Annotated in this window: 17 protein-coding genes; 9 read left to right on the top strand and 8 right to left on the bottom strand. The window is 50.1% G+C overall.

From position 1 onward, the window contains the following. Positions 1–10: 10 nt before the first annotated feature. Complete coding sequence (locus DESTI_RS25040) at positions 11–1066, bottom strand: FAD:protein FMN transferase (protein WP_014812762.1); 1056 nt, start codon at positions 1064–1066, stop codon at positions 11–13. Between the two features lie 5 nt (positions 1067–1071). Next, the gene (locus DESTI_RS25035) at positions 1072–2172 is read right to left on the bottom strand and encodes a PAS domain-containing protein (protein WP_014812761.1); all 1101 of its coding nucleotides are present in this window, start codon (positions 2170–2172) and stop codon (positions 1072–1074) included. A 320-nt stretch (positions 2173–2492) separates the two neighbouring features. Between DESTI_RS25035 and DESTI_RS25030 the strand changes: the two genes are divergently transcribed. The 4 genes from DESTI_RS25030 (at position 2493) to DESTI_RS25015 (ending at position 8669) form a co-directional block, all read left to right on the top strand. Continuing rightward, positions 2493–4703, top strand: a complete 2211-nt coding sequence (locus tag DESTI_RS25030; RefSeq protein WP_014812760.1) for a response regulator — start codon at positions 2493–2495, stop codon at positions 4701–4703. Positions 4704–5177: 474 nt separating this feature from the next. Continuing rightward, positions 5178–5588 carry a CoA-binding protein gene (locus DESTI_RS25025; RefSeq protein ID WP_014812759.1) on the top strand — a complete coding sequence of 137 codons (411 nt, stop codon included), beginning with the start codon at positions 5178–5180 and terminating at the stop codon, positions 5586–5588. Positions 5589–5630: 42 nt separating this feature from the next. Beyond that, a complete protein-coding gene (locus tag DESTI_RS25020; protein WP_014812758.1) occupies positions 5631–6320 on the top strand; it encodes a DUF2461 domain-containing protein in 690 nt (229 codons plus the stop codon). 75 nt (positions 6321–6395) lie between these two features. Then, complete coding sequence (locus DESTI_RS25015) at positions 6396–8669, top strand: ankyrin repeat domain-containing protein (RefSeq protein WP_014812757.1); 2274 nt, start codon at positions 6396–6398, stop codon at positions 8667–8669. A 16-nt stretch (positions 8670–8685) separates the two neighbouring features. Here DESTI_RS25015 and DESTI_RS25010 read toward each other — a convergent pair whose 3' ends face one another. The 3 genes from DESTI_RS25010 to DESTI_RS25000 all read right to left on the bottom strand — a co-directional run bounded on the left by DESTI_RS25010 (position 8686) and on the right by DESTI_RS25000 (position 11028). Further along, a complete protein-coding gene (locus tag DESTI_RS25010) occupies positions 8686–9879 on the bottom strand; it encodes an MFS transporter (RefSeq protein WP_014812756.1) in 1194 nt (397 codons plus the stop codon). Positions 9880–10085: 206 nt separating this feature from the next. Beyond that, positions 10086–10355, bottom strand: a complete 270-nt coding sequence (locus tag DESTI_RS25005; protein WP_157212269.1) for a hypothetical protein — start codon at positions 10353–10355, stop codon at positions 10086–10088. A 97-nt stretch (positions 10356–10452) separates the two neighbouring features. After that, positions 10453–11028, bottom strand: coding sequence for a CAP domain-containing protein (locus DESTI_RS25000; protein ID WP_014812754.1), 576 nt, complete (start codon positions 11026–11028; stop codon positions 10453–10455). 298 nt (positions 11029–11326) lie between these two features. Here DESTI_RS25000 and DESTI_RS24995 point away from each other — a divergent pair, with 298 nt between their 5' ends. The 4 genes from DESTI_RS24995 (at position 11327) to DESTI_RS24980 (ending at position 15777) form a co-directional block, all read left to right on the top strand. Beyond that, positions 11327–12376: a TAXI family TRAP transporter solute-binding subunit gene (locus DESTI_RS24995; RefSeq protein ID WP_083846884.1), complete on the top strand. Its 1050-nt coding sequence runs from the start codon at positions 11327–11329 to the stop codon at positions 12374–12376. Between the two features lie 110 nt (positions 12377–12486). Further along, positions 12487–13671, top strand: coding sequence for an acetyl-CoA C-acetyltransferase (locus DESTI_RS24990; protein ID WP_014812752.1), 1185 nt, complete (start codon positions 12487–12489; stop codon positions 13669–13671). Positions 13672–13929: 258 nt separating this feature from the next. Continuing rightward, entirely contained in the window at positions 13930–14607 is a 678-nt protein-coding gene (lipB, locus tag DESTI_RS24985; RefSeq protein WP_014812751.1) for a lipoyl(octanoyl) transferase LipB, read from the top strand. Positions 14608–14610: 3 nt separating this feature from the next. Then, positions 14611–15777, top strand: a complete 1167-nt coding sequence (locus DESTI_RS24980) for an ABC transporter permease (protein ID WP_014812750.1) — start codon at positions 14611–14613, stop codon at positions 15775–15777. A gap of 257 nt (positions 15778–16034) precedes the next feature. On the opposite strand, the gene DESTI_RS24975 is transcribed toward DESTI_RS24980, so the two are convergent. Continuing rightward, positions 16035–17222, bottom strand: a complete 1188-nt coding sequence (locus DESTI_RS24975) for an ABC transporter substrate-binding protein (RefSeq protein WP_014812749.1) — start codon at positions 17220–17222, stop codon at positions 16035–16037. Between the two features lie 942 nt (positions 17223–18164). Between DESTI_RS24975 and DESTI_RS24970 the strand changes: the two genes are divergently transcribed. Next, entirely contained in the window at positions 18165–19598 is a 1434-nt protein-coding gene (locus DESTI_RS24970) for an aminotransferase-like domain-containing protein (RefSeq protein ID WP_014812748.1), read from the top strand. Positions 19599–19757: 159 nt separating this feature from the next. On the opposite strand, the gene recR is transcribed toward DESTI_RS24970, so the two are convergent. Together recR and DESTI_RS24960 are read right to left on the bottom strand one after the other, a co-directional pair. Further along, positions 19758–20345, bottom strand: a complete 588-nt coding sequence (recR, locus tag DESTI_RS24965; RefSeq protein WP_014812747.1) for a recombination mediator RecR — start codon at positions 20343–20345, stop codon at positions 19758–19760. 30 nt (positions 20346–20375) lie between these two features. Continuing rightward, positions 20376–20678: a YbaB/EbfC family nucleoid-associated protein gene (locus DESTI_RS24960; protein WP_211213843.1), complete on the bottom strand. Its 303-nt coding sequence runs from the start codon at positions 20676–20678 to the stop codon at positions 20376–20378. Positions 20679–20754: the final 76 nt, after the last annotated feature.

The raw sequence follows: 20754 nt of genomic DNA, 5'->3' as shown, positions 1-20754 counted from the left end.
ATTTGTTTGTTTATTTCAACTGAAATATGCTTTCAGCCCCTGCCGTGAAGTGGTTATTCCCTTCCGAGTCGATGAGCAGCCCATATGCATCTTTGAGTGATTCTATGTACTTCCTGCCCTGATCGACTCCCAGAACAAAAGCTGCTGTACCGCTGGGCTGAAGCGTGCTTCCCACCGGCCCCACCACGGTTGCCGACCGGAGCTTGTCTGCCGGATAGCCTGTTCTCGGATTCAGGATGTGGTGATAGCGCTTTCCGTCCTTTTCAAAGAAACGCTCGTAATCACCCGATGTGATAATGATTTTATCCTTTAGCGAAACGACTGCAACTATCGCCCGGCTGTTGCGGGGATCTTCGACACCGATAACCCACGGCTTGCCGGGAGACTTTTCTCCCAAGGCCAGGATGTCCCCTCCGATATTCACGAGAGCCGATCGTATTCCCGCTTTTGCCAGAAGCTCGGCTGTTCCGTTCAGTGCGTATCCTTTGCCGATTGCTCCGAGGTCAAGCGCCATGCCGGCCTGGGGCAGTTCAACGGTTCCTGCTTCGTGGTCGATTTTTACTTTGTCCCAGCCAACCAACGGCAGTGTTTCTTGAATTTCGGAATCTGACGGAAGCCGGGATTCCCCTTCGCCGCTGAATCCCCACAATTTAGCAATAGGGCCCACAGTGGGATCGAACGCTCCATGAGTCTCACGCGCTACTCTCAGTGCTTCATCGATGATCTTGAGGAGTTCCGGATCGGTTTTCACAGGGCCTTTTCCGGCATTTGCGTTGATTTTTGCCAGCTCGGAATCCCCGTGAAAGGATGTGAGCATTTCTATGCGCTTCAGTTCGTCAAATACTTCCGAAGCGGCCTTTTTGGCCTCCTGATCGTTTCCGACGACCGAGACTTCCACAAACGTCCCCATGAGAAGCCTGGATGACTTATGCACCTGCGACGATCCCTTATCCAGGCAGGACACAAGGAACAAAGAGACAAAAAGCGCAATTATCAAATGTTTGGCGGAACCGGAGAGATCCTTCTTGTGAGACGGTCGCCAAGTCTTGCTGCCCTGAAAGTGCATTGATATCAGATTACTTTCCCTTCATTCTGCGTTTTTTCCAGGGATTGTTGCAGGGCAAGTTCCGCGTGCTTCCGTTCGGTAATGTCTCTGCAACTGAAAAGAGTTGTCCCTCCTTTTATGGAGACTCGTTTCACATTAATCAGCAATACATGCTCCCGACCGGCTTTGTCCTTGACCGTCCGTTCGATATTGGGGATTTCCTCGCATCTGTCCAATCGAGCAGGATCGAACAGATTCGGCCCAAGAACATGCGCGACATTTTTGAATTCCTGCACCTCTTCCTGTGTATAGCCGAAGATGACATGAACGTTCGGACATATGTAGGTGAACCCACCCGAATCATCACTGATGAAAACAGTATCCGATATGCTGGAAAGAGTTATTCGATGCAGCTCTTCAGATTCGAGAAGGTCCTGTTGAGCCTTTTTCAAATCGGTGGTGTCGCTTATGACAGTCTGACAGTACGTCGGAGTGATGTCAGGATTTTGGGAGGCCACACTTTCAAATCTGGCGTAAAATGTAGATCCATCCACTCTGACCAGCGGTATTTCGCAGCTCTGTTTCGACCGGGTTCTGAAGACACGTTCCAAGTGCCAGTAGTATGCATTATATGAATCTTTGGAAACAAAAGACGAAAATGGTTTGTGCACAAGTCCTGCTTTGGTGGTTCCAAGAAGAATTGCGGCAGTGAGATTGGCTTCCAGCACAAAGCCTTCTTTGTTCAAGGTGAAATAGCCCACAGGAGCAGCATCGTACAATGATGAATATTTGTCGCGCGACTCAATGAGCTGTTCGTGAACGCGGCGAAGCTCTTCATTCTGCATTTTCACTTCAACCTGTGACACTTGCAGCTCTCGGAGCAAGCGTTCCACATCTTCCATCGATAGGTCTGAAAGATCGTGGGACTCATATGCCTTGAGCTGAGCGGCCCTTTCGGAGAACCATCGGAAATCGACGATCTTGCCCTTTTCACGTCTCTGAGGCGGAGGATTCAGTGCTTCTTGGCAACTCGAAGCCAAATTCTTGAGAGCGGTTTCCAATTCCGCGACGCGCCTGCGCATGTTCTCGAGTTGCGTCAGAAGCTGATCCCTTGTCTGATCAGGCATTCTATCTCCCGTTATCCGATCGATATGTTTCTTAGTCAGAATGCACGTGCACGATCCAGAATAAACGTCCTTTTCGGCTTATGCAATCCAAGTTGCGGCCTTCCATGCCAAAAGTCATGAGTTTTGTCTCCACTCAATGTAAGTACATTCCTCTTCTTTGTTGTGGCAAAATGTCTTCCAAGAAATCGAATATTGTGCGTTTATCGGACTTATTCTTGTATTGAGACTGTTTCTGGTGTAAGGTGATATTCTGGTTCGGTATTTAAATGCAGATTAGAGAAATGAATAATCCGAAGTGTTTCTGTTGACTTCGGGTATGAATGGTACTTCTAAAAGTTGACGTATTTAGTGAAACCCTGAGAGGCAATTTAAATACTATGGAGACCGGAGAAATCCTCATAGTCGAAGATAGCGCCATGCAGGCGAAGCGCTTGAAGAGGCTGCTCGAGGAATACAGGTACAGTGTCCTGGTGGCTCATGACGGGGAAGAAGGTTTGGCCATGGCACTGGAACACGTACCGACTCTCATCGTGAGCGACATCATCATGCCGAAAATGGATGGTTATCGTATGTGTCGCGCGATAAAAGATCATAAGAGCATCCAAAATATCCCCATCATTCTCCTGACGTCTCTGTCCAGTCCCGAGGATGTATTCCTCGGTCTGGAGTCCGGAGCCGACTGCTACGTGTGCAAGCCGTACGACGGACGAACTCTCCTCTCCAGAATCGAATCCGTCCTCACGACAATGGCCAAACGGCCGCCCTCGAAACCTGAAGAAGAGTTGGAGATATTTCTCGGTTCAAAGAAGTATCTCATCAAGTCTTCCCGAGACCAGATACTCAATCTCCTCCTCTCCACGTACCAGGACGCAGTGGAACAAAACAGGATACTCCGTGAAATGCGGACCAAACTCGTCATGGTAAACGAAGAGCTTGAAAAGCTCGTCGCCGAGCGAACAGAGGCATTGAAACGGGAAATCGAAGAACGCAAGCAAATAGAGGAAGCTCTTGCATCTGAAAAAGAACGCCTCTGGGTCACTCTTCGGACTATCAATGACGGAGTCATTACCACCGATACGCGGGGCAAAGTAATCCTCATGAACCGCGCGGCGGAGGAATTGACGGGATGGACCCAGGAAGAAGCAATCGGCAGACCTATTACCGGGGTGTGCAATCTCATAAAGACGGAGACCCGTGAAACCGGTGAGACCGTTGTGGCTAACATTCTCAAGAGCGGAGGTCTCTTTGGGGTGGGAGACCAGATAACACTTATTTCTAAAGGAGGCACAGAGAAAATTGTTGATGTTAATGGAACGCCGATACTCGATAAGACGAATAAGATAATCGGAGTGGTCCTTGTTCTGCGCGATGTCACCGAAAACAAGAGGATCGAAGAAGAGCTGATCAAGGCACAGAAACTGGAATCTCTGGGCGTTTTGGCAGGCGGCATTGCTCATGATTTTAACAATCTTCTCACGGCAATTCTTGGAAACGTCAGCCTGGCCAAAATGTATGCCGATCATCAGGAAAAAGTGATACCGCGCCTGGATGAGGCAGAAAAAGCATCACTCAGGGCAAAAGATCTTACGCAACAATTGCTGACATTCGCCAAAGGCGGAGCTCCGGTTAAAAAGACGGCTTCAATTGCGGACGTGCTCAAAGATTCAGTTAAGTTTGCTTTGCGGGGTTCAAACGTTCGGTGTGTATTCGACGTCGCCAAATCTTTGTGGCCTGTCGAAATAGATGAAGGTCAGATCAGTCAGGTAGTGCACAATTTGATCATTAATGCATGCCAGGCTATGCCGTCCGGCGGAACCATACTAGTACAGGCCGAGAACACAACCGTCTGGCCGGATCAAGATATCGGCAGTCCCTTGGCCGAAGGCAAGTACGTAAAGCTATCCGTGCGGGATGAAGGTCACGGGATACCTTCGGACATATTGACGAAGATTTTCGATCCCTATTTTACGACCAAGAAACGAGGCAGCGGATTGGGACTCGCCACTTCCTATTCCATCCTCAAAAATCATGACGGGCTACTTACCGTGGAATCTGAAATCGGAAGAGGAACGACCTTCTTCATTCATCTGCCGGTCTCAATGAGAGGAGAATCCGAGAAGAAGCTGGTACGAGAGACTCCGATATATGGAAACGGCAGGATTCTCGTCATGGACGATGAAGAAATGTTGAGGGCTTTTGTAGGCGAATTGCTGGACATGCTGGGATACGACGTAATGTTCGCTGCCGACGGTCATGAAACCATAGAAAAATACCGCAATGCCTGCGAATCCGGTTCGCCGTTCGATTGCGTTTTGATGGATTTGACAATACCCGGAGGCATGGGCGGGAAAGAAACCATTCAAAAATTGCTGGAGATAGATCCACAGGTGAAAGCGGTGGTTTCTAGTGGATACTCAGACGATCCTGTTATGGCTGACTTTCGAAAATACGGTTTTCTGGGAGTGGTGGCCAAACCATACGACGCAGGTGAACTGAGCGACATTCTCAATAAGGTCATAAGAGCCTCATAAAGTAACTTATTTCTAATTTAGAAATCTTTTTTGAACAGTGATTCCAATAGGCAGATTATGACTAAGGATTTAGCTACTTGTCGGTAAATTGGACAAACCCAATTTATCGGGCGAATCTCGCCCAAACAAGAGAGTTGCAAGCCATTAATTTAATAGACTATTATGGTGTTGGGCGATTTTCGTCCAAAAAACAGGCGCAAGAATGCTATTAACGAGGGGCTGAGCCCGCGGGGGATGTTCATAACGTGTTAAATTTTCATGTACCGGTATCCGAGAAATGACGTGGCACCATTATTGCTCTAACTGTGAGTGCCTCGGTACGAGCCTCGCTTTAGAGGATCCCGGTGCAACATATAAGCCTCTCATAACCATTTTCTCTGCCCCCATGACTCAAGCTGGGGGTTTTTTTTTGGCCGTTCAAGAATTACGGCTTAAACTGAGCTATAAGTAGTTCAAGAGGAGAAAAACGAAGAAATGCATGATATTATCGACCAAAACATGATAAAAGAGATATTGAGAAGTCACAAGGTTATAGCTGTCGTCGGGTTATCTTCGAATCCTGAAAAGGACAGCTATAGAGTGGCGGCGTACCTGCAGCGCCATGGTTACAAAATTATTCCGGTAAACCCCGGTATTGAGGAAGTGCTCGGCGAAAAGAGCTATCCGAATCTATCCTCCATACCTGAGAAAATCGATGTGGTGGATGTTTTCAGGCGTTCCGAGCATGTCCCCGAAGTAGTCAGGGAGGCGATTGCCGTTGGAGCAAAGGTCCTGTGGCTGCAACTGGGTGTGGTGAACGACGAGGCCGCCGAAGAAGCCCGAAAAGCAGGTGTCACGGTGGTCCAAGACAAGTGCATGATGCAGGAACTTGCGAGACTCGCGTGATCTCCCTGTCGGTCTTGCAAGCGTGACAAAAGGAGTGAAGGAATGAGCCCTTTCAGAGGGTTTCCGAAGCAGGCCGTTGGCTTTTATTCCGAGTTGGCTGCCAATAATAGTAAAGCTTGGTTCGATTCTCATAAGAACGAGTACGAGAACTTCGTCATGGAGCCCGCTCGAGGGTTCGTCTATGCTCTGGGAATTCGTCTGAAAGAAATTTCACCTCGTATAATAGCCGATCCCCGCGTAAACAAGTCGATCTTTCGACCTTACCGGGACACGCGCTTCAGTCGGGATAAATCCCCGTACAAAACTCATCTGGGAATCTTCTTCTGGGAGGGAACCAGGCCGAAAATGGAGTGTTCGGGGTATTATTTCCACCTGGAGCCTCCAATTGTAATGCTTGCCGCCGGAATGCATTGTTTTCAAAAAAGGCAAATGGAAGCGTATCGAGAAGCTGTTATCGACCAGGCACTCGGTCCAGAGTTGCTTCAAGCAGTGGAACTGGTGACCGGATCGGGCATCTCTGTAGGCGGCAGGCATTTCAAGAAGCTTCCCAGAGGTTACCCTACAGAAGGAAGAAGTTCGGAGTTTCTGCTATATAATGGATTATTTGCAGTTTTCCAGTCCGAGATTCCCGGTGAGTTCTTTTCGGAATCGTTGCTCGATTACTGCTATTCCTATTATAAGCGCATGGATCCTATTCACAAATGGTTGACACAAGCACTGGATCGACAATGACTTGAATCGGCTCGGGCGCTTGCTGCAACATTTGTTTTCAGTTTAACACCGAGATTCGGTTGACCGAGGAATGTTATGGCTTTGTTCATGAGGGACAAATCAAAACTCTTGTTTGAGGCTATCCAGAAAGGGAGCACGGACGGAGTTGCTCAGCTTTTGAAGAAAGGTGTGGATCCGGACCCGAGAGACGAAACCGGTGCCACGCCCCTGTTGCGGGCATGTGGGTCAGGCACTGCTCGTATAGTGAAGCTCTTGATCGATTCGCGAGCCGATGTAAATGCAAAAGACGAGAAGGGTACATCGTGCTTGATGGCAGCCTGTGTTGCCGATCAACTGCTGAGCGCACGATTGTTGATGACCAGAAAACTCAATCTGGATTGCCAGGACGGCGAAGGTCGGACTCCCCTGATGATGGCAGCCCAGCTAGGCCGTTTGAAATTCCTTGAATTGCTTTTGGCTCAGGGCGCTCGAACCGAAATAAAGAATAAAGAAGAACGAACTGCACTGTTCGCGGCAATGATGACCGGCCAGATAATGGCCATGACGCGGCTCTTGGACAAAGGGGCTGATATCGACACTCAGGATGACAGAGGTTGGACTCCTCTTATGCGGGCCGTCTCCGACGGTCATCTGGGAATGCTCAATCTCCTGCTCAAGCGCGGCGCAAACGTGAATCTGAGCGATAAGGCAGGACGAACAGCACTGATGAAAGCTGTCCAAAGGGGTACGCGAGAGACTGTGGAATTGCTTCTCGAAAAAGGCGCGGATCTCAACATTCAGGACCATGCGGGTTGGACTGCATTGATGGTGGCGTGCGATCGTGGAGATTTGCCTATAGTCAAATGTCTCCTCGACGGCGGATCGGAAATAAATGTTCAGGACAGAGCGGGCCGGACGGCCCTTATGTGGGCAGCCAGAGCAGGTAAGATTAACATTGTGAACCTTCTTCTGGATACTGGGGCCGATTTCGATATCGAAGACCGAGCGGGTCTTACGGCTCTTATTTGGGCATCTCAGGAATCACATGAAGAGGTAGTCGAACTGCTCCTGGAACGGGGAGCAAACATTACCGCAGAGGCGGAAAAAACCATCGAGGCTATGCTGAATACTACCGATCAGGGTCGAACGGAAGCACTGGAGTTGACATTAGACAGAGGCTTCCTGGTAGAGGCGCCAGTTGGTAAACCGGACAACGAGTCTTTGATCGAGGCAGCCGGTCAGGGGAACCTCGAGGCTGTCCGATCTCTCATCGCATCCGGGGCTCGGGTCGATGCCAAGAATCGCTATGGATTAACTGCACTTATGCGAGCGGCCTATCGAGGCCATATGCCTGTAGTACGGCTCCTGGTTGAGAGTGGTGCCGACCTCCAGGAACAGGATAAGGATGGCAAATCAGCCCTCATGAAGGCCTGCTCGTCAGGTCAAATCGAGACGGTGAATTATCTGGTGGATCGCGGAGCCGAAATCGATGCCAGGAATACTCACGGTTTGACAGCTCTCATGAGGGCGGCTTATAAGGGAAATGAACCCATTGTACAACTGCTTCTGGAACGGGGAGCCAACCCCGAGTTGAAAGACAATGCAGGTCTCACCGCCGTCGCCTGGGCTTCCGTCAAGGGACACGCCTCAGTGGTCCAACTCCTGGCCAACTCGGGGGCCTCAACGTTCATTCGGAACCCTGAGCCGGCCCCAATTCAGGAACCGCAATCAGATCCTGAGCCTTCTCTCAATACGGCTACTGTGATCACGGAACGTCGCGAAACTGATGCCGAGGCACTAATAGAGGCGTGCGTGAACGGCAGTGTCGGAGATGTGGAGTTGCTTATCGAGGCAGGTCTTGCCGTGAACTCCCGGGATAAAGCCGGCCGGACTCCGCTCATGTGGGCAGCTTACAAAAATAAGCTGTCTGTGGTGCAACTTCTTTTGTCACGAGGCGCGAATCCGAACCTTCAGGACAAAGGAGGAAGAACCGCTCTGGTCTGGGCAGTGCTTTACGGAGATCCCGATTTGGTCGAATTCCTGATAGACGAGCATGTAGAGATCGACATAACTGACAATTATGGGCATACCACACTTATGTGGGCATGCCTCAGCGGCAAGCCGGAAATTGTAAAATGCATTGTTGCGGCTGGTCCCGATCTGGAGCTAACGGATAAGGAAGGAAAGACTGCTTTGCTCTGGGCCTGTGAGAAAGGACACCTGGATATCGTGGAACTGCTTCTCGCATGGGGTGCAAATGCGGAAGCTGCCGATGCGTCGGGAAAGACTCCGCTCGCCATCGCCCAGGAAAGAGATATGGACGACCTCATAGATCTATTGCAGCGATACGGAGTGGATACTCTCTTTTAGCACGAGCGATTCTTGGTTAATCGCGCTCGGTTTCCAGAATAGCTCTTTCCGGGAGTGCCGATTCCGCCGCAGGCGATACCATATAAGCACAAAGAGCTATGAATGCGTATGCGAACACTGCAAGTCCACCCATTAAGAACATAAACTGCAGGCCGTTGCTGTCCGCTATCACTCCCCAGGCAAGAACGGATACGTTGAGTCCTACCCCAAAAGAACCGGTGAACAGCGACACAACTACTGCTCTATTGTGTTCGCCCGCGCGATCCACCATCCTCGCCATCATGGAAGGATATGACAGCCCCTGGAGTATGCCGAAGAAACTACCGAGAAGGATCGTCTCATATCGCACCGCAAGTTGAGATGTGGAAACGAGCAGAACACCGAACCCCACGAGACAGGCGAGAATGAGCCGGTCTCTGTTCACTTTATCGACGAGTTGGCCTGCGAAGATTCGCACGCTCAGCAGGCTTATGCCGTAAAAAACGAAAAACAAACCTGCCTGTATTCCCAATGACTTGGCCAGGAGCGGAAAAAATGTATTCATTGCCGCAAATCCCGACCCAAATACAGCGGCCATGAGCATCGGGCCGATGTGACCGTCATTCAAAGCTGTCAGGAAAAATCCTTGGATCTTCTTCTGACTCGTACGTTTTTCCGTGCTCCTCATCAGCAGAGCGGTAAAAAACCCTGTAAGTCCGAAAGCGATCAGAAGTGAAAAATACGCTGTTCGACCCCAGTGGATCAGGAACAACTCACCCAAGTACGGTCCTACCGATACGGCAAGAGACCCGGAAATGCCAAAGAGTCCTATCCCTTGTGCTCGCCGGTCAGGGGGCACAATGTCCACCACGGCTGTTGCGCACCCGTTGAAGCATGCCGCAAAGGCTGCTCCTTGCAGCAATCGAATGAAAATCATGAGCGGTGAATAGGAATCGAAGAGCATGAAAAGCGCATTGGTCAATCCGATGACCAGGATACCGCCAACAATGAAAGTCTTTCGTCCCCAGGAATCGATAAGTGGAGCAATAAAGGGTAAAGCTGCAAGCGAGGTGACGCCGATTGAGCCCATCACAAGGCCCACGTCGATACTGTTTCCTCCTAATTCCACAATAACTATGGGAAGAAAACTCCAGGTGGAAACCACGAGGAACAAACACAGATTAGTCGCGGCAATCAACAAGAATTGAGTATTACATAATAAATTCGCCATTAGAAGGAAAAACTCCGTCAGTATCTCAGTACATAATTGGAAGAAATCGTAAAATCTGACGTAATCTTACAAACAATTTTCACAATTTTCCGGTCAGCCCAATAAAACAAAATTTGCCTCATGTACATCAAGGTATAATTATCAATACTGACAGCCTCAAACCTTCAATGTTCCCCTTGCGGAATTTACCGAAGGTCACCCTCGTTTCAGCCGCCTTTTCGATCACGAAAGATGAACTTACGCGGCTGCCTTGAGCCGGGGTCTATAGCAGGGGGCGAACCTCCCTGAGGAACTGGAGTCACTTGAGACGGGTCGGCAGGATACTGTTCCGGCTGAGTTCGCGGAGTGGTCAGGTCCTCTTCCTTAATTCTTGAACTTTCTTCGGGTGTTCTGGTTTGAGGCTTCGGACCGGCACATGACGCAATTCCAGCGAGCACTGCACAAATTATCCCGAGCCGTACATATTTCCAAAACATGTAAAATTCCCCTGGGCCCGCTGTTGATTTTTCTTCTCGATCCGGAGTCCCGTCTTTATAAGCACATAGCTGCTGTAACATACCTTGCTGCTCAATATCAAGGCATGCTGCCGGGGTTTGGAGAAAATACTTGAGTTGTGTAGCCTATCTCGTTCTTACACGGAAGAACAGTGACGCCGATATATTTCTGAGATTTGTCGAGAATGTTTTTTCGATGAGGGGGGCTCTTCATCCATCCCTTCACGACCTCTTCAGCCCATGTGTCCCCCTTTGCTTCAATAGTTCTGTAAGCTACGTTTTCGGCCCCAGCCCGAACGTTCGCAATCTTCAACCGTTGAGAGAGTGTACGCCATTCTTGCGGAAAAGCCTCGTCCTCATGGGCCAGGAGTTGTGCCTCGCACATGTGTTCCGTGTGCTTACCGGCTGTATATTTTAGAGCATCGCTGGGTTGCAGTGGTTTTAGACCCTTCTTCACACGCTCTCGATTTGTGTAGTGCACGATACTCTTCTCGATCTGTTCCATCTGGCGCGCAGACCACGATTTCGGCTCGTTCTTCTTTTGTGGAGCACTTTTCCGGGCTGCCTGACCGGAACATTCAAGAAGATTTACGAATGAAGATATGATAACGACTGTAACGATAAACAGAATCTCTTCTTTAGGAATTCGTATCATCCATCAATTTCCTTCCGGAAAATCAAACCATGCCCCCATGGCCGGTTTTCTCGATAACGAGACGAGTACGGATATTGACACTCACTGAGGGTCTTCTCTCTTGAAAGAGACATTGCTCGAGTAAGACTCAGTCAAAGATTCCGTTGCGGACCGGTAAAGTCAAGTCTATAATCCCGAGTCGTTTCGAAAACTTTGCAGTTCCTCTCGTGATTTGCGTTCAAGAAAGCGTGTCAGTGGAATAGTACAAATCGCAAAGTGCAACAGCAGCATACGCGGACTGTGAGACAGTGACTACAGAATGAAGACATATAGGCATGTTACAGGAAAGATCGTCTTGTTGGGGATCGGAAAATTGCTCTGGTTTGTTGTACTCGCCTGTGCAGCATGCATTTGGATTACCGACGCGGTTTGTCAGGATAAGAACCGTGCGCGGGTGTCTATACTCTTGGCCACTGGAATGCATGGAAGCACGTACTATCATGTGGGTCTCGCAATGGCTTCGCTCTGGACCACGCGGCTTCGTGATGCAGGGATACGGGTTTCCGCGGCTTCTTCAGAAGGCTCCATGGAAAACATAGAAGCCATTCGAATAGCAGATGCAGACATGATCATTGCCGAAGATTTGTTCTGTTCGATGGCAGCGGCAGGAAACGGGCTTTTCAAAGGAAAGCCACTACCGGAATTGCGCAGCATCACAGCATTGTGGCCGGACGTTCTTCAGATAGTGATTCGATCCGACAAAATGCACAAGGGCACTCTTCAAGATCTGGATGGCATTGCACTTGCCACAGGGTTGCCGGACAGTGGAAACAAATACATTCTGGAATTGCTCCTGAAATCCATGAAAAACGAAAAACCCAAAGTCAGATTTCGTCCTATGAGTAACCAGGCGGCGGTAGAAGCGCTCAAGAAGGGGTTGGTAGATGGAATAGATGTTACAGGAGGCGTTCCCGTCCCCCTTTTATCTTCTTTGCTTCAGGACGGCAAAATCTCTCTGGGATTCCTTGAAATATCCGGGGCACAGATGGAGGCAGCCAGAGAGGAAGGCTGGAAGAATGTTTTCCCAACAGTCGTCCCTGCAGGATCCTATCCCGGACAGGATAAAGCGATACACACCGTCGGACATGCCAACCTGCTCGCCGTAACCGCCTCTTTGAGTCCTGAAATCGTGTATCTTCTCACGAAAACTCTGTACGAGAATTTGGAATATCTTATGAAGGTTCATCCTGCATGCAGGACTATGTCCCTGGAGAAAGCTCTTGACGGAGTAAACGTTCCATTGCACAGAGGCTCGGTTCGATATTACAAGGAAAAAAAGATCAAAGTGCCGGAACGCTTGATCCAATGAACCTGAGAGCTTATATTCCATGAGTGCTACCCGCCCGTAAACGTATCGGCAATCGAGCATACCAAAAAGCCGAGCGCCAGACTTCGCGTATACGATACCAGGAGGTTTTTATGAAGGAAGTTGTCATTATAGATGCCGTGCGCACTCCCGTAGCGTCTTTCGGTGGGGCCCTAACAGGCGTGCCTGCGGTGGAACTCGGAACGATAGTTGTAAAGGAACTTATAAAGAGAACAGGTATAGACCCGGCTCAGATTGACGAGATGGTGTTTGGCTGCGTACTTCAGGGAGGCCAGGGCCAGAATGTGGCCCGGCAAGTCTTGATTCGATCTGGGATTCCAGAGAATGTCCCGGCTCTGACAATCAACAAAGTATGTGCCTCGGGTTTGAGGTCTGTCTCTCTCGCCGCTCAGATGATCAAGGCAGGTGATGCCGATGTGGTTATTGCAGGCGGCACCGAAAACATGTCCAATGCGCCGTACGCTCTTACCAAGGCCCGGTGGGGTGCACGCATGAATGATGACTCCATGGTGGACCTCATGATCCATGACGGTCTCTGGGAAGCCTTTAATAATTACCACATGGGCATGACCGCGGAGAACGTGGCGGAGAAATACGGAATTACCCGCGAACAACAGGATGAGTTCAGTGCCGGGAGTCAGCAACGTGCGGAACGCGCGATTAAAGAAGGACGATTCAAGGATGAAATCGTCCCCGTGGTCATTCCTCAGCGAAAGGGCGATCCCAAAGTATTCGATACCGACGAACATCCGCGTTTCGGAACGACGAAAGAAGCTTTAAGCAAACTGAAACCGGCTTTTACAAAACAGGGAACCGTAACAGCCGGTAATGCGTCAGGAATAAATGACGGCGCGGCGGCAGTGCTCGTTATGTCCGCGGAGAAGGCGAAAGAATTGGGGCTAAAACCAAAAGTGAAAGTCGTATCCTACGCGTCGGCAGGAGTAGATCCTAAGATCATGGGAATCGGGCCGGTGCCGGCCACCCGGAAAGCACTCGAGAAAGCCGGTCTCAAGCTTGAGGATATCGACCTTATCGAAGCGAATGAAGCCTTTGCAGCGCAGACTCTGGCAGTTGCCGCGGACCTCGGATTCGATTCCGAGAAAGTGAACGTAAACGGTGGAGCGGTTGCTCTCGGACATCCCATTGGAGCTTCCGGGGCTCGCATTTTCACCTCGCTTCTCCACGAAATGATGAAAAGAGAGAACGTGAAGCGAGGTCTTGCCACTTTGTGTGTGGGCGGCGGCATGGGTGCCGCGCTTATTGTAGAAAAAGTGTGATGATTTTAAGCCGCGTGGACCGATTGGATACAAGACGGTCCGCGCGTGAATCCAAATCAGGGCACCGGCCTGATGTGATAATACGATGCTGCATTCAAGATGCTAACCGCACTGACCTGCGAAGCCAGGTCAGTGGCACCCCCTGTATCCGGACCCAATCTCAATCTTGGGTGCCACGGACCTGCCCTGTAGGTCCGTGTTACCGCATCGAAAGGAACTATTTTAACTGCAAGTCCGTATAAGACATGCGGTGCACCGATGTTGCTGGTAAATCTTCCCACATTGGATTACGGCCGTGCGCTTGAATTGCAGAAAGCCGTTGTAGCCGCGCGACTGTCACAATCTTGCCCGGATGTCATTCTCATCCTGGAGCATCCGCACACCATCACTCTGGGAGTACGAGGTAACCCTTCGGACATCCTTGTTTCCGATCGATGTCTCTTGAATAAAGGAATTGCGCTCTACTACTCGGACCGGGGCGGAGAAGCAACGTATCACGGACCGGGCCAGGTGGTATGCTATCCCATTATGGATTTGCGCTCGTTACGGATAACAGTGAAGGACTACGTCAGACGGCTTGAACGGACTATCATCGGCGGTCTCGCACGATTGGGGGTTCACGCGTTCAAAGAAGATCGCAAGACAGGGGTCTGGACCGGCCCTGACCGGAAGATAGCGTCAATCGGCATCAGGATCATGCGCCGCGTCACGTACCACGGATTCAGCCTCAATGTGGATCTCGAGCTTGATCCGTCCGAATTCATGGTTTCCTGCGGGATGCCTCAGGCTCGAATGGTAAGCATCAGTGACGTTTTATCCGACACCGTTTCCATGGAATCTGTAAGAGCCTCATTGGCCGAATCTTTTTCAACAGAATTCCAGGTTCGGCTTGAGCCGTGTCCAGGCCGGGAATTCCTCGAGCGAGTGTGTTGCTGACTCATGCCTGTACCTTTTTCCTACAGCGTGCGAAATCTCTGGACAAGAAAACTCACCACTATGCTCACAGCGGGTGGAATGGCTTTAGTCGCGTTTGTCTTCGCCGCGGTTTTAATGCTTGCTGAAGGACTCGAGCAAACCCTTGTGGAGACCGGCTCGCCCGAAAATGCAATCGTACTGCGAGGCGCTGCGGAAACTGAGGTAGCCAGTGTCATAGAGCGATCTTCCGGATCTATTATCGAGGTGCAGCCTGAAATTGCTCAAAACGGTCTTGGAGAAACTATCGCTGCAAAGGAGGCCCTGGTTCTCGTAACTCTTCCCAAGAGATCCACAGGTAAGCCGACGAACGTCATCGTGCGCGGTGTAGGTCCGCATTCCCTGGAACTGCGTCCCCAAGTGAAGTTGATTGCCGGTCGGCTTTTCAGACCGGGGTCGCGGGAGATTATTGTAGGTAAGGGGCTCGCTGAGAACATGAAGGGCGCTCACCTGGGAGGGTCGCTCCATTTTGCCATGTCGGACTGGGTTGTAGTTGGGACCTTTGACGCGGGGCAGACTGCTTTCAGTTCTGAAGTATGGACAGATGCGGATCAATTGATGCAAGCTTTTCGACGAGATGCGTATTCCAGCCTTATCGCAAGAGTTCCCGGTAGACATGCCTTCGAATCACTAAAACAGCGGCTGGAAAACGATCCTCGTCTGACGGTCCAAGTCAAACGTGAAATGGATTTCTACAAAGAACAGTCCGAAGTCATGTCAAAATTCATCCGGATACTCGGGATCGCCATGACAACGTTTTTCAGTTTCGGGGCAATTCTCGGCGCGATGGTGACTATGTACTCCGCGGTCGCCAACAGGATTCGTGAGATCGGCACTTTGCGAGCCATTGGTTTCAGCCGGGCGAGTATTCTTGTGGCATTCCTGGCGGAATCCCTTTTACTTGGGCTCATCGGCGGACTGGTGGGGATCGTCTGCAGTTCGGTACTTCAATTCTTGACGATTTCCACCGTGAACTGGGAAACCTTTTCAGAGTTGGCATTCGGATTCAGATTAACTCCTGCAATCGCCGGATATACTCTGGCTTTTGCATTGATCATGGGGTTCATGGGCGGCCTGTTCCCCGCATGGAGAGCCGCTCGACTGAAAATCGTGGATTCCCTGCGCCAGGACTGACATCGATTCGCAGTCAAAGAAGCAAAATCGGGGAGGAACTTCTTGTAAGAAGTTCCTCCCCGAACCCCACCTCAAGAACTTTTGGCACTCGCCAGAACCCGAATTTCCTTCCAGGAAATCCAGGTTCCGGCGAATGATAAAGTTTCTTGGAGATGGTTCGGGAGGACATTCTTCACAAGAAGGCTCCCACAATATTCACTTTTTGAATGCAAAATGGTGTGTCGTGCCCTCTTCCAAAGAACCATCGGAACTCGCTGTCAATCAGTTGATACTCGACTTCCATCCTGCAATCTGCTGCTTTCCGTTATGGACTCCGGATTCCGGGTGTCTTTTGCAGTTCCAACCCAAGCATGAGCGTTTGAAAAATGAGTGAATGTTCCCCGCCTTACTATGCCCACCAATGGGTGCGCGGGTTTCGAAGACTGCCCATTTTCTGACACGCAGGGCTTATCATTCGGTCCGGTTGCCAGTGCCTCACGAATGTTCCGCGGATCGCACGAACGTGCTCTTTTGATTGCATCAAGTACGAGAAAATACGATTCCGCCGCCAGAGCCTCACAAGGCTGAGGTTTATTCCCTTTCCTGTTTTCGTAACAAACGGGAAATCGCTTCCCTGATTCCGTTTTGAAGAAATCCTCACGAAAATAAGGCGTGAAAACAACACTTTCCATTGCTTTACCGCCCAATTCCAGAAATTCAGGAACCTGTACTGCATCCGTAGCCATTACGGGTACGCTTATCGCGCTCTCTCTCGCCTGTCTGATGAGAAGCGCACATTCAACATGATAGATGGGCAGATACAGAATGTCAGGGTTTGCAAGCTTGATGCGATTTATCTGTCCCGCGAAATCTCTGTCTCCGATTCTGCACCTGATCTCAGCGACTATTCGGCCTCCGGCCTGCCGGAATTCTTTGGCAAAATGAGCAGCAAGGCAAATACTGTGCTCCTGAGATATGTCATAGATAACCGCAGCGGTTCGTACACTGAAATGACGAATCGCAAGGTTTGCAGCAACACTAGCTTGCTCCATATCGCTCGAGCACGGCTTCAATGCATGATTTCCTGTTGACTGAGGCATCCGCGGGTCGGGAATCGTGACAACGGGAATTCCGCGCTTTTCCGTGCAGTGTGAAATCGAAACCCTGTTGACTGAAAAAATGTCTCCGATAAGTGCGACAGCGGCATTTTTCTCAATGGCCGCGAGAGCGGTATTCGTAGCTCCCGCGGGATCGGAGCCTGTATTTATCAGTCTCAATTGCACTGGTTTTCCCAGGACATGCGGTTCCATAGCGTGAGCAACCTTGATGCCTTCCCAGGCTGACTGTCCCCTCGTGCTGAAATGACCGGTTATCGGCAAGCAAATCCCTATAGAAATACTCTCGAGAGTCGATACCCGGCATGCAACCATCAAACAAATTGTCAATGCTGAAAGAAAGATTCTCATACTCTTCGCCTCCTTTCAGAGGAATTCCAGATCGCGCCAGGAGAGGATCGTGCGTTATACCAATTTGCTTTCAAAGTTGGACGAAAATCCCCTCTAACCCCATAGGCGTTAAAATAAGAATGGAGCCATATCAAAATCAATGGGTTAGAAAAATCCCCCCTCGCCCCCCTTTACCAAAGGGGGGAGCAGAAGTTGGCTTTCCGCCCCCTTTTCTAAAGGGGGTTAGGGGGATTTTGGTGAATCAAGCACGTTATTTTAACGCCTATGCCTCTACCCCCCCTTTATAAAGGGGGGAATGGGGGGATTTTGAATGCAAATTGGCATTACCGACCGCAATTTCATTATGGAACGTAGCTCGGAAGAATCGTAGACTCAGTCCTGCACTTCTGTAACCGTAACAGTTGCATGAATTCCTCGACTGTACCGGATGCAAATACGCTCATCTGTTATGCTGGACGTTTCAAATAGATGGATGGCTGCAATCAGAATATGTGTATAGTGTTTGTCAAATGTCCTGTCCGATTCAAATCCCCCAGCCCCCTTTTACAAAAAGGGGGAAAGAGCAACGTCTTAATTCCCCCTTTATTAAAGGGGGATAGGGAGCAGAGGCGCTAACTTTTCTTCAATTCTTTGTCCCGCAGGGACCAAAGAAAATAGCCCGGTAATTCATTGCCGGGATTTTGTGTATCAGCCGTCCCTCCGGGACTCTAAAATCATTAGGTTTTTCCTTATCCGGCGATGAATCGCCGGCCTATTGTCAGTTGTTCCTCCGGAACAAACGACCGAAAACGCCATAAGTTAGCGCCTATAGGAATACGGGGATTTTTCGACTAACATCTGCGCTGAGTTTCAGTCATTTATTTGGCAATGACTTATACAATATGAAAGCCGCTGTTTGAGAGGGTTCATACAAGCTCGTAACCAGAGGAAAAGTGATTTGAAATGGAATGGGAACGAATCAATCTCTACGAAAAAGTAGCAGCGCGAGTCGCCCGACTCATCGAGGAAGGTACTTTTAGAACAGGGGAACGAATACCTTCAGTACGAGGATTGAGCCGTCAACTTGGAGTCAGTCTGAGCACGGTAATGGCCGCGTACGCTCACCTTGAAAATCAGGGAGTAATAGAAGCGAGGCCCCAGTCGGGGTACTATGTGCGGGCTCAATTGAAAAACACTTCCGGTCCGGAAAATTCTCGAATTCCCTCACGGGCGGCTGTCCCCAAAAGTCTCAGTGTCGGCGAAATTTGCGTAATGCTCATGGGATCGCCGCGGAACCGGGATCTTGTGCCCTTAGGTGGAGCTTTGCCGAACCCGGAGCTCCTTCCGGTGGATCGCTTGACGAGGGCGCTTTCTGTGGCAACACGCCGCCACAAGTATCAGAGCATATCGTATGATTTTCTTCCAGGATACAAACCTCTGAGAACGCAGATTGCCCGACGCGCGATGACTGCCGGTTGCTTGTTGACGCCTGACGAAATTGTTACGACAAACGGCTGCCTGGAAGCGGTTCATCTGTGTTTGCGAGCGATCTGTCATCCCGGAGATACAGTAGCCATTGAATCGCCGGTTTTTTTCGGTTTTCACCAGGTTATCCAGGTGCTCGGTCTTCAGGCCCTTGAAATACCGACACACCGAGAAGATGGAATTAGTCTTTCGGCACTTCGTTACGCCATGGACCATCATCGGATAAGCGCGTGCGTGGTAATTTCCAATTTCAGCAATCCCATCGGGAGTTGCATGACCGATGACAGAAAAAAAGAACTGGTTGAACTATTGGCATCCCGCGATATTCCTCTTATTGAAGACGACATCTATGGTGATATCTGTTTCAGCCATGAACGTCCGACAGTGGCAAAAGCCTTCGACAGAAAAGGTCTCGTGTTGCTCTGTTCCTCTTTTTCCAAAACCGTTGCCGCGGGTTATCGGGTGGGTTGGGTTGCTCCGGGGCGATTTCAGAGTCAGGTCGAACGTCTCAAAACGTTGAGTACCGTAGGAACTCCAATGCCTACTCAGCTCGCAATTGCCGAATTTCTCACGAATGGAGGTTACGATCATCTTCTCCGAAGAATCCGGAAAGTGTACGCAACGCAAACCGCAGCAATGGCTCGAACTGTAGAAACCTGTTTTCCGGAGGGCACGACCGTAACGCGACCTTCCGGAGGATTCGTCCTCTGGGTGGAATGTCCGGATTATGTCAATACATTAAAGCTTTACGAGATGTTGCTCGAGGCAGGAATCTCTATTGCACCCGGCCCGGTTTTTTCCAGTAAAAGAAAGAACCTGAACTGTCTTCGTCTCAATGCAGGATTCTGGTCTGCTGAAATTGAAGATGCTGTGAGACGCGTCGGTAATTTAGCGTCCTCAATGAAACCATAGAACGTGTCCGCAATGACAGTCGTATGGCAGATATCAGTTTGTCCGATTCGAAAAAGTGCTTCTCGAATACCGGTGGGTGCCGTGCCTCCGTGCCGGCACATTTTTCAAGACAAACCAACCGGTAGGAACGGCAGCCCCTGTGTCCCTGTCTTTCAACCGTTACATGGGTTTTCTGTTATCGAGAGCTCGTGACAAAGTCAACGGATCGGAGTATTCCAGCGAACCGCCCACGGGTATTCCGTACGCAATACGCGAAACCGAGACGTCCATGCTCTTGATCCGTTCAGCGATAAACGAGGACGTTGATTCGCCTTCCACGGTGGGGTTGAATGCGAGGATCACTTCCCGAACTCCTTCATCTCGGACCCTATCCAGGAGTTCCGAGAAACGGATGTCTCCAGGTCCTATCCCGTCCAGAGGGGAGAGAACCCCGTGCAAGACGTGGTACAAACCACGGAACTGACCTGCCTTTTCAATTGCAAGCAGATCCATTGGAGTTTCCACGACACAGAGCCGCGTGGGGTCTCGACGTTTATCCGTGCAAATCTGACACGGGTCCACATCGGTGAGATGAAAGCACCTCGAACAGAGCCGCAACTTTTCTTTGACGGATTTTATCGCTCGAATCAGTTGCTGGATATCGGCGTCACCGGCATGCATAACGTAAAACGCATACCGAGTGGCAGTTTTCTCGCCTACCCCCGGGAATCGTTTCAAAACTTCGATCAAATCTTCGAGAGGTCGCACGGAAAGATCACCTTATCCTCGGCAGGAGCCTTAGAAGAGTCCCGGAATTTTGAGTCCGCCCGTCGCTTTGGCCATTTCTTCTGCAAGAAGGTCACGGGATTTTTTCAGAGCATCGTTTGTGGCGGCCACGATCAGATCCTGGAGAAACTCCATTTCATTCGGGTCTATCAGTTCTTTTTCTATCTTAATCGATATGATTTCCTGAGACCCACTGACCTCGACAATTACCATGTCTCCGCCGGCGGACCCGGTAACGGTCTTCTGAGCCAGATCGTCCTGTATGTCCTTGAGCTTTGCCTGCAATCCCTGAGCCTGCTGTATGAGATCTTTCATGCCAAACACGTTCCGGTCCCTCCATCTCCTGTTCGGTTCTCTGCTCTCTCTTATTCTGAATATAGTTATTCCCGAA

The organism is Desulfomonile tiedjei DSM 6799 (genome assembly GCF_000266945.1).
In the GTDB taxonomy this organism is placed as follows: domain Bacteria; phylum Desulfobacterota; class Desulfomonilia; order Desulfomonilales; family Desulfomonilaceae; genus Desulfomonile; species Desulfomonile tiedjei.
The sequence above is the reverse complement of the archived record's forward strand: the minus strand, read 5'-3'. Positions and strand labels throughout refer to the sequence as shown.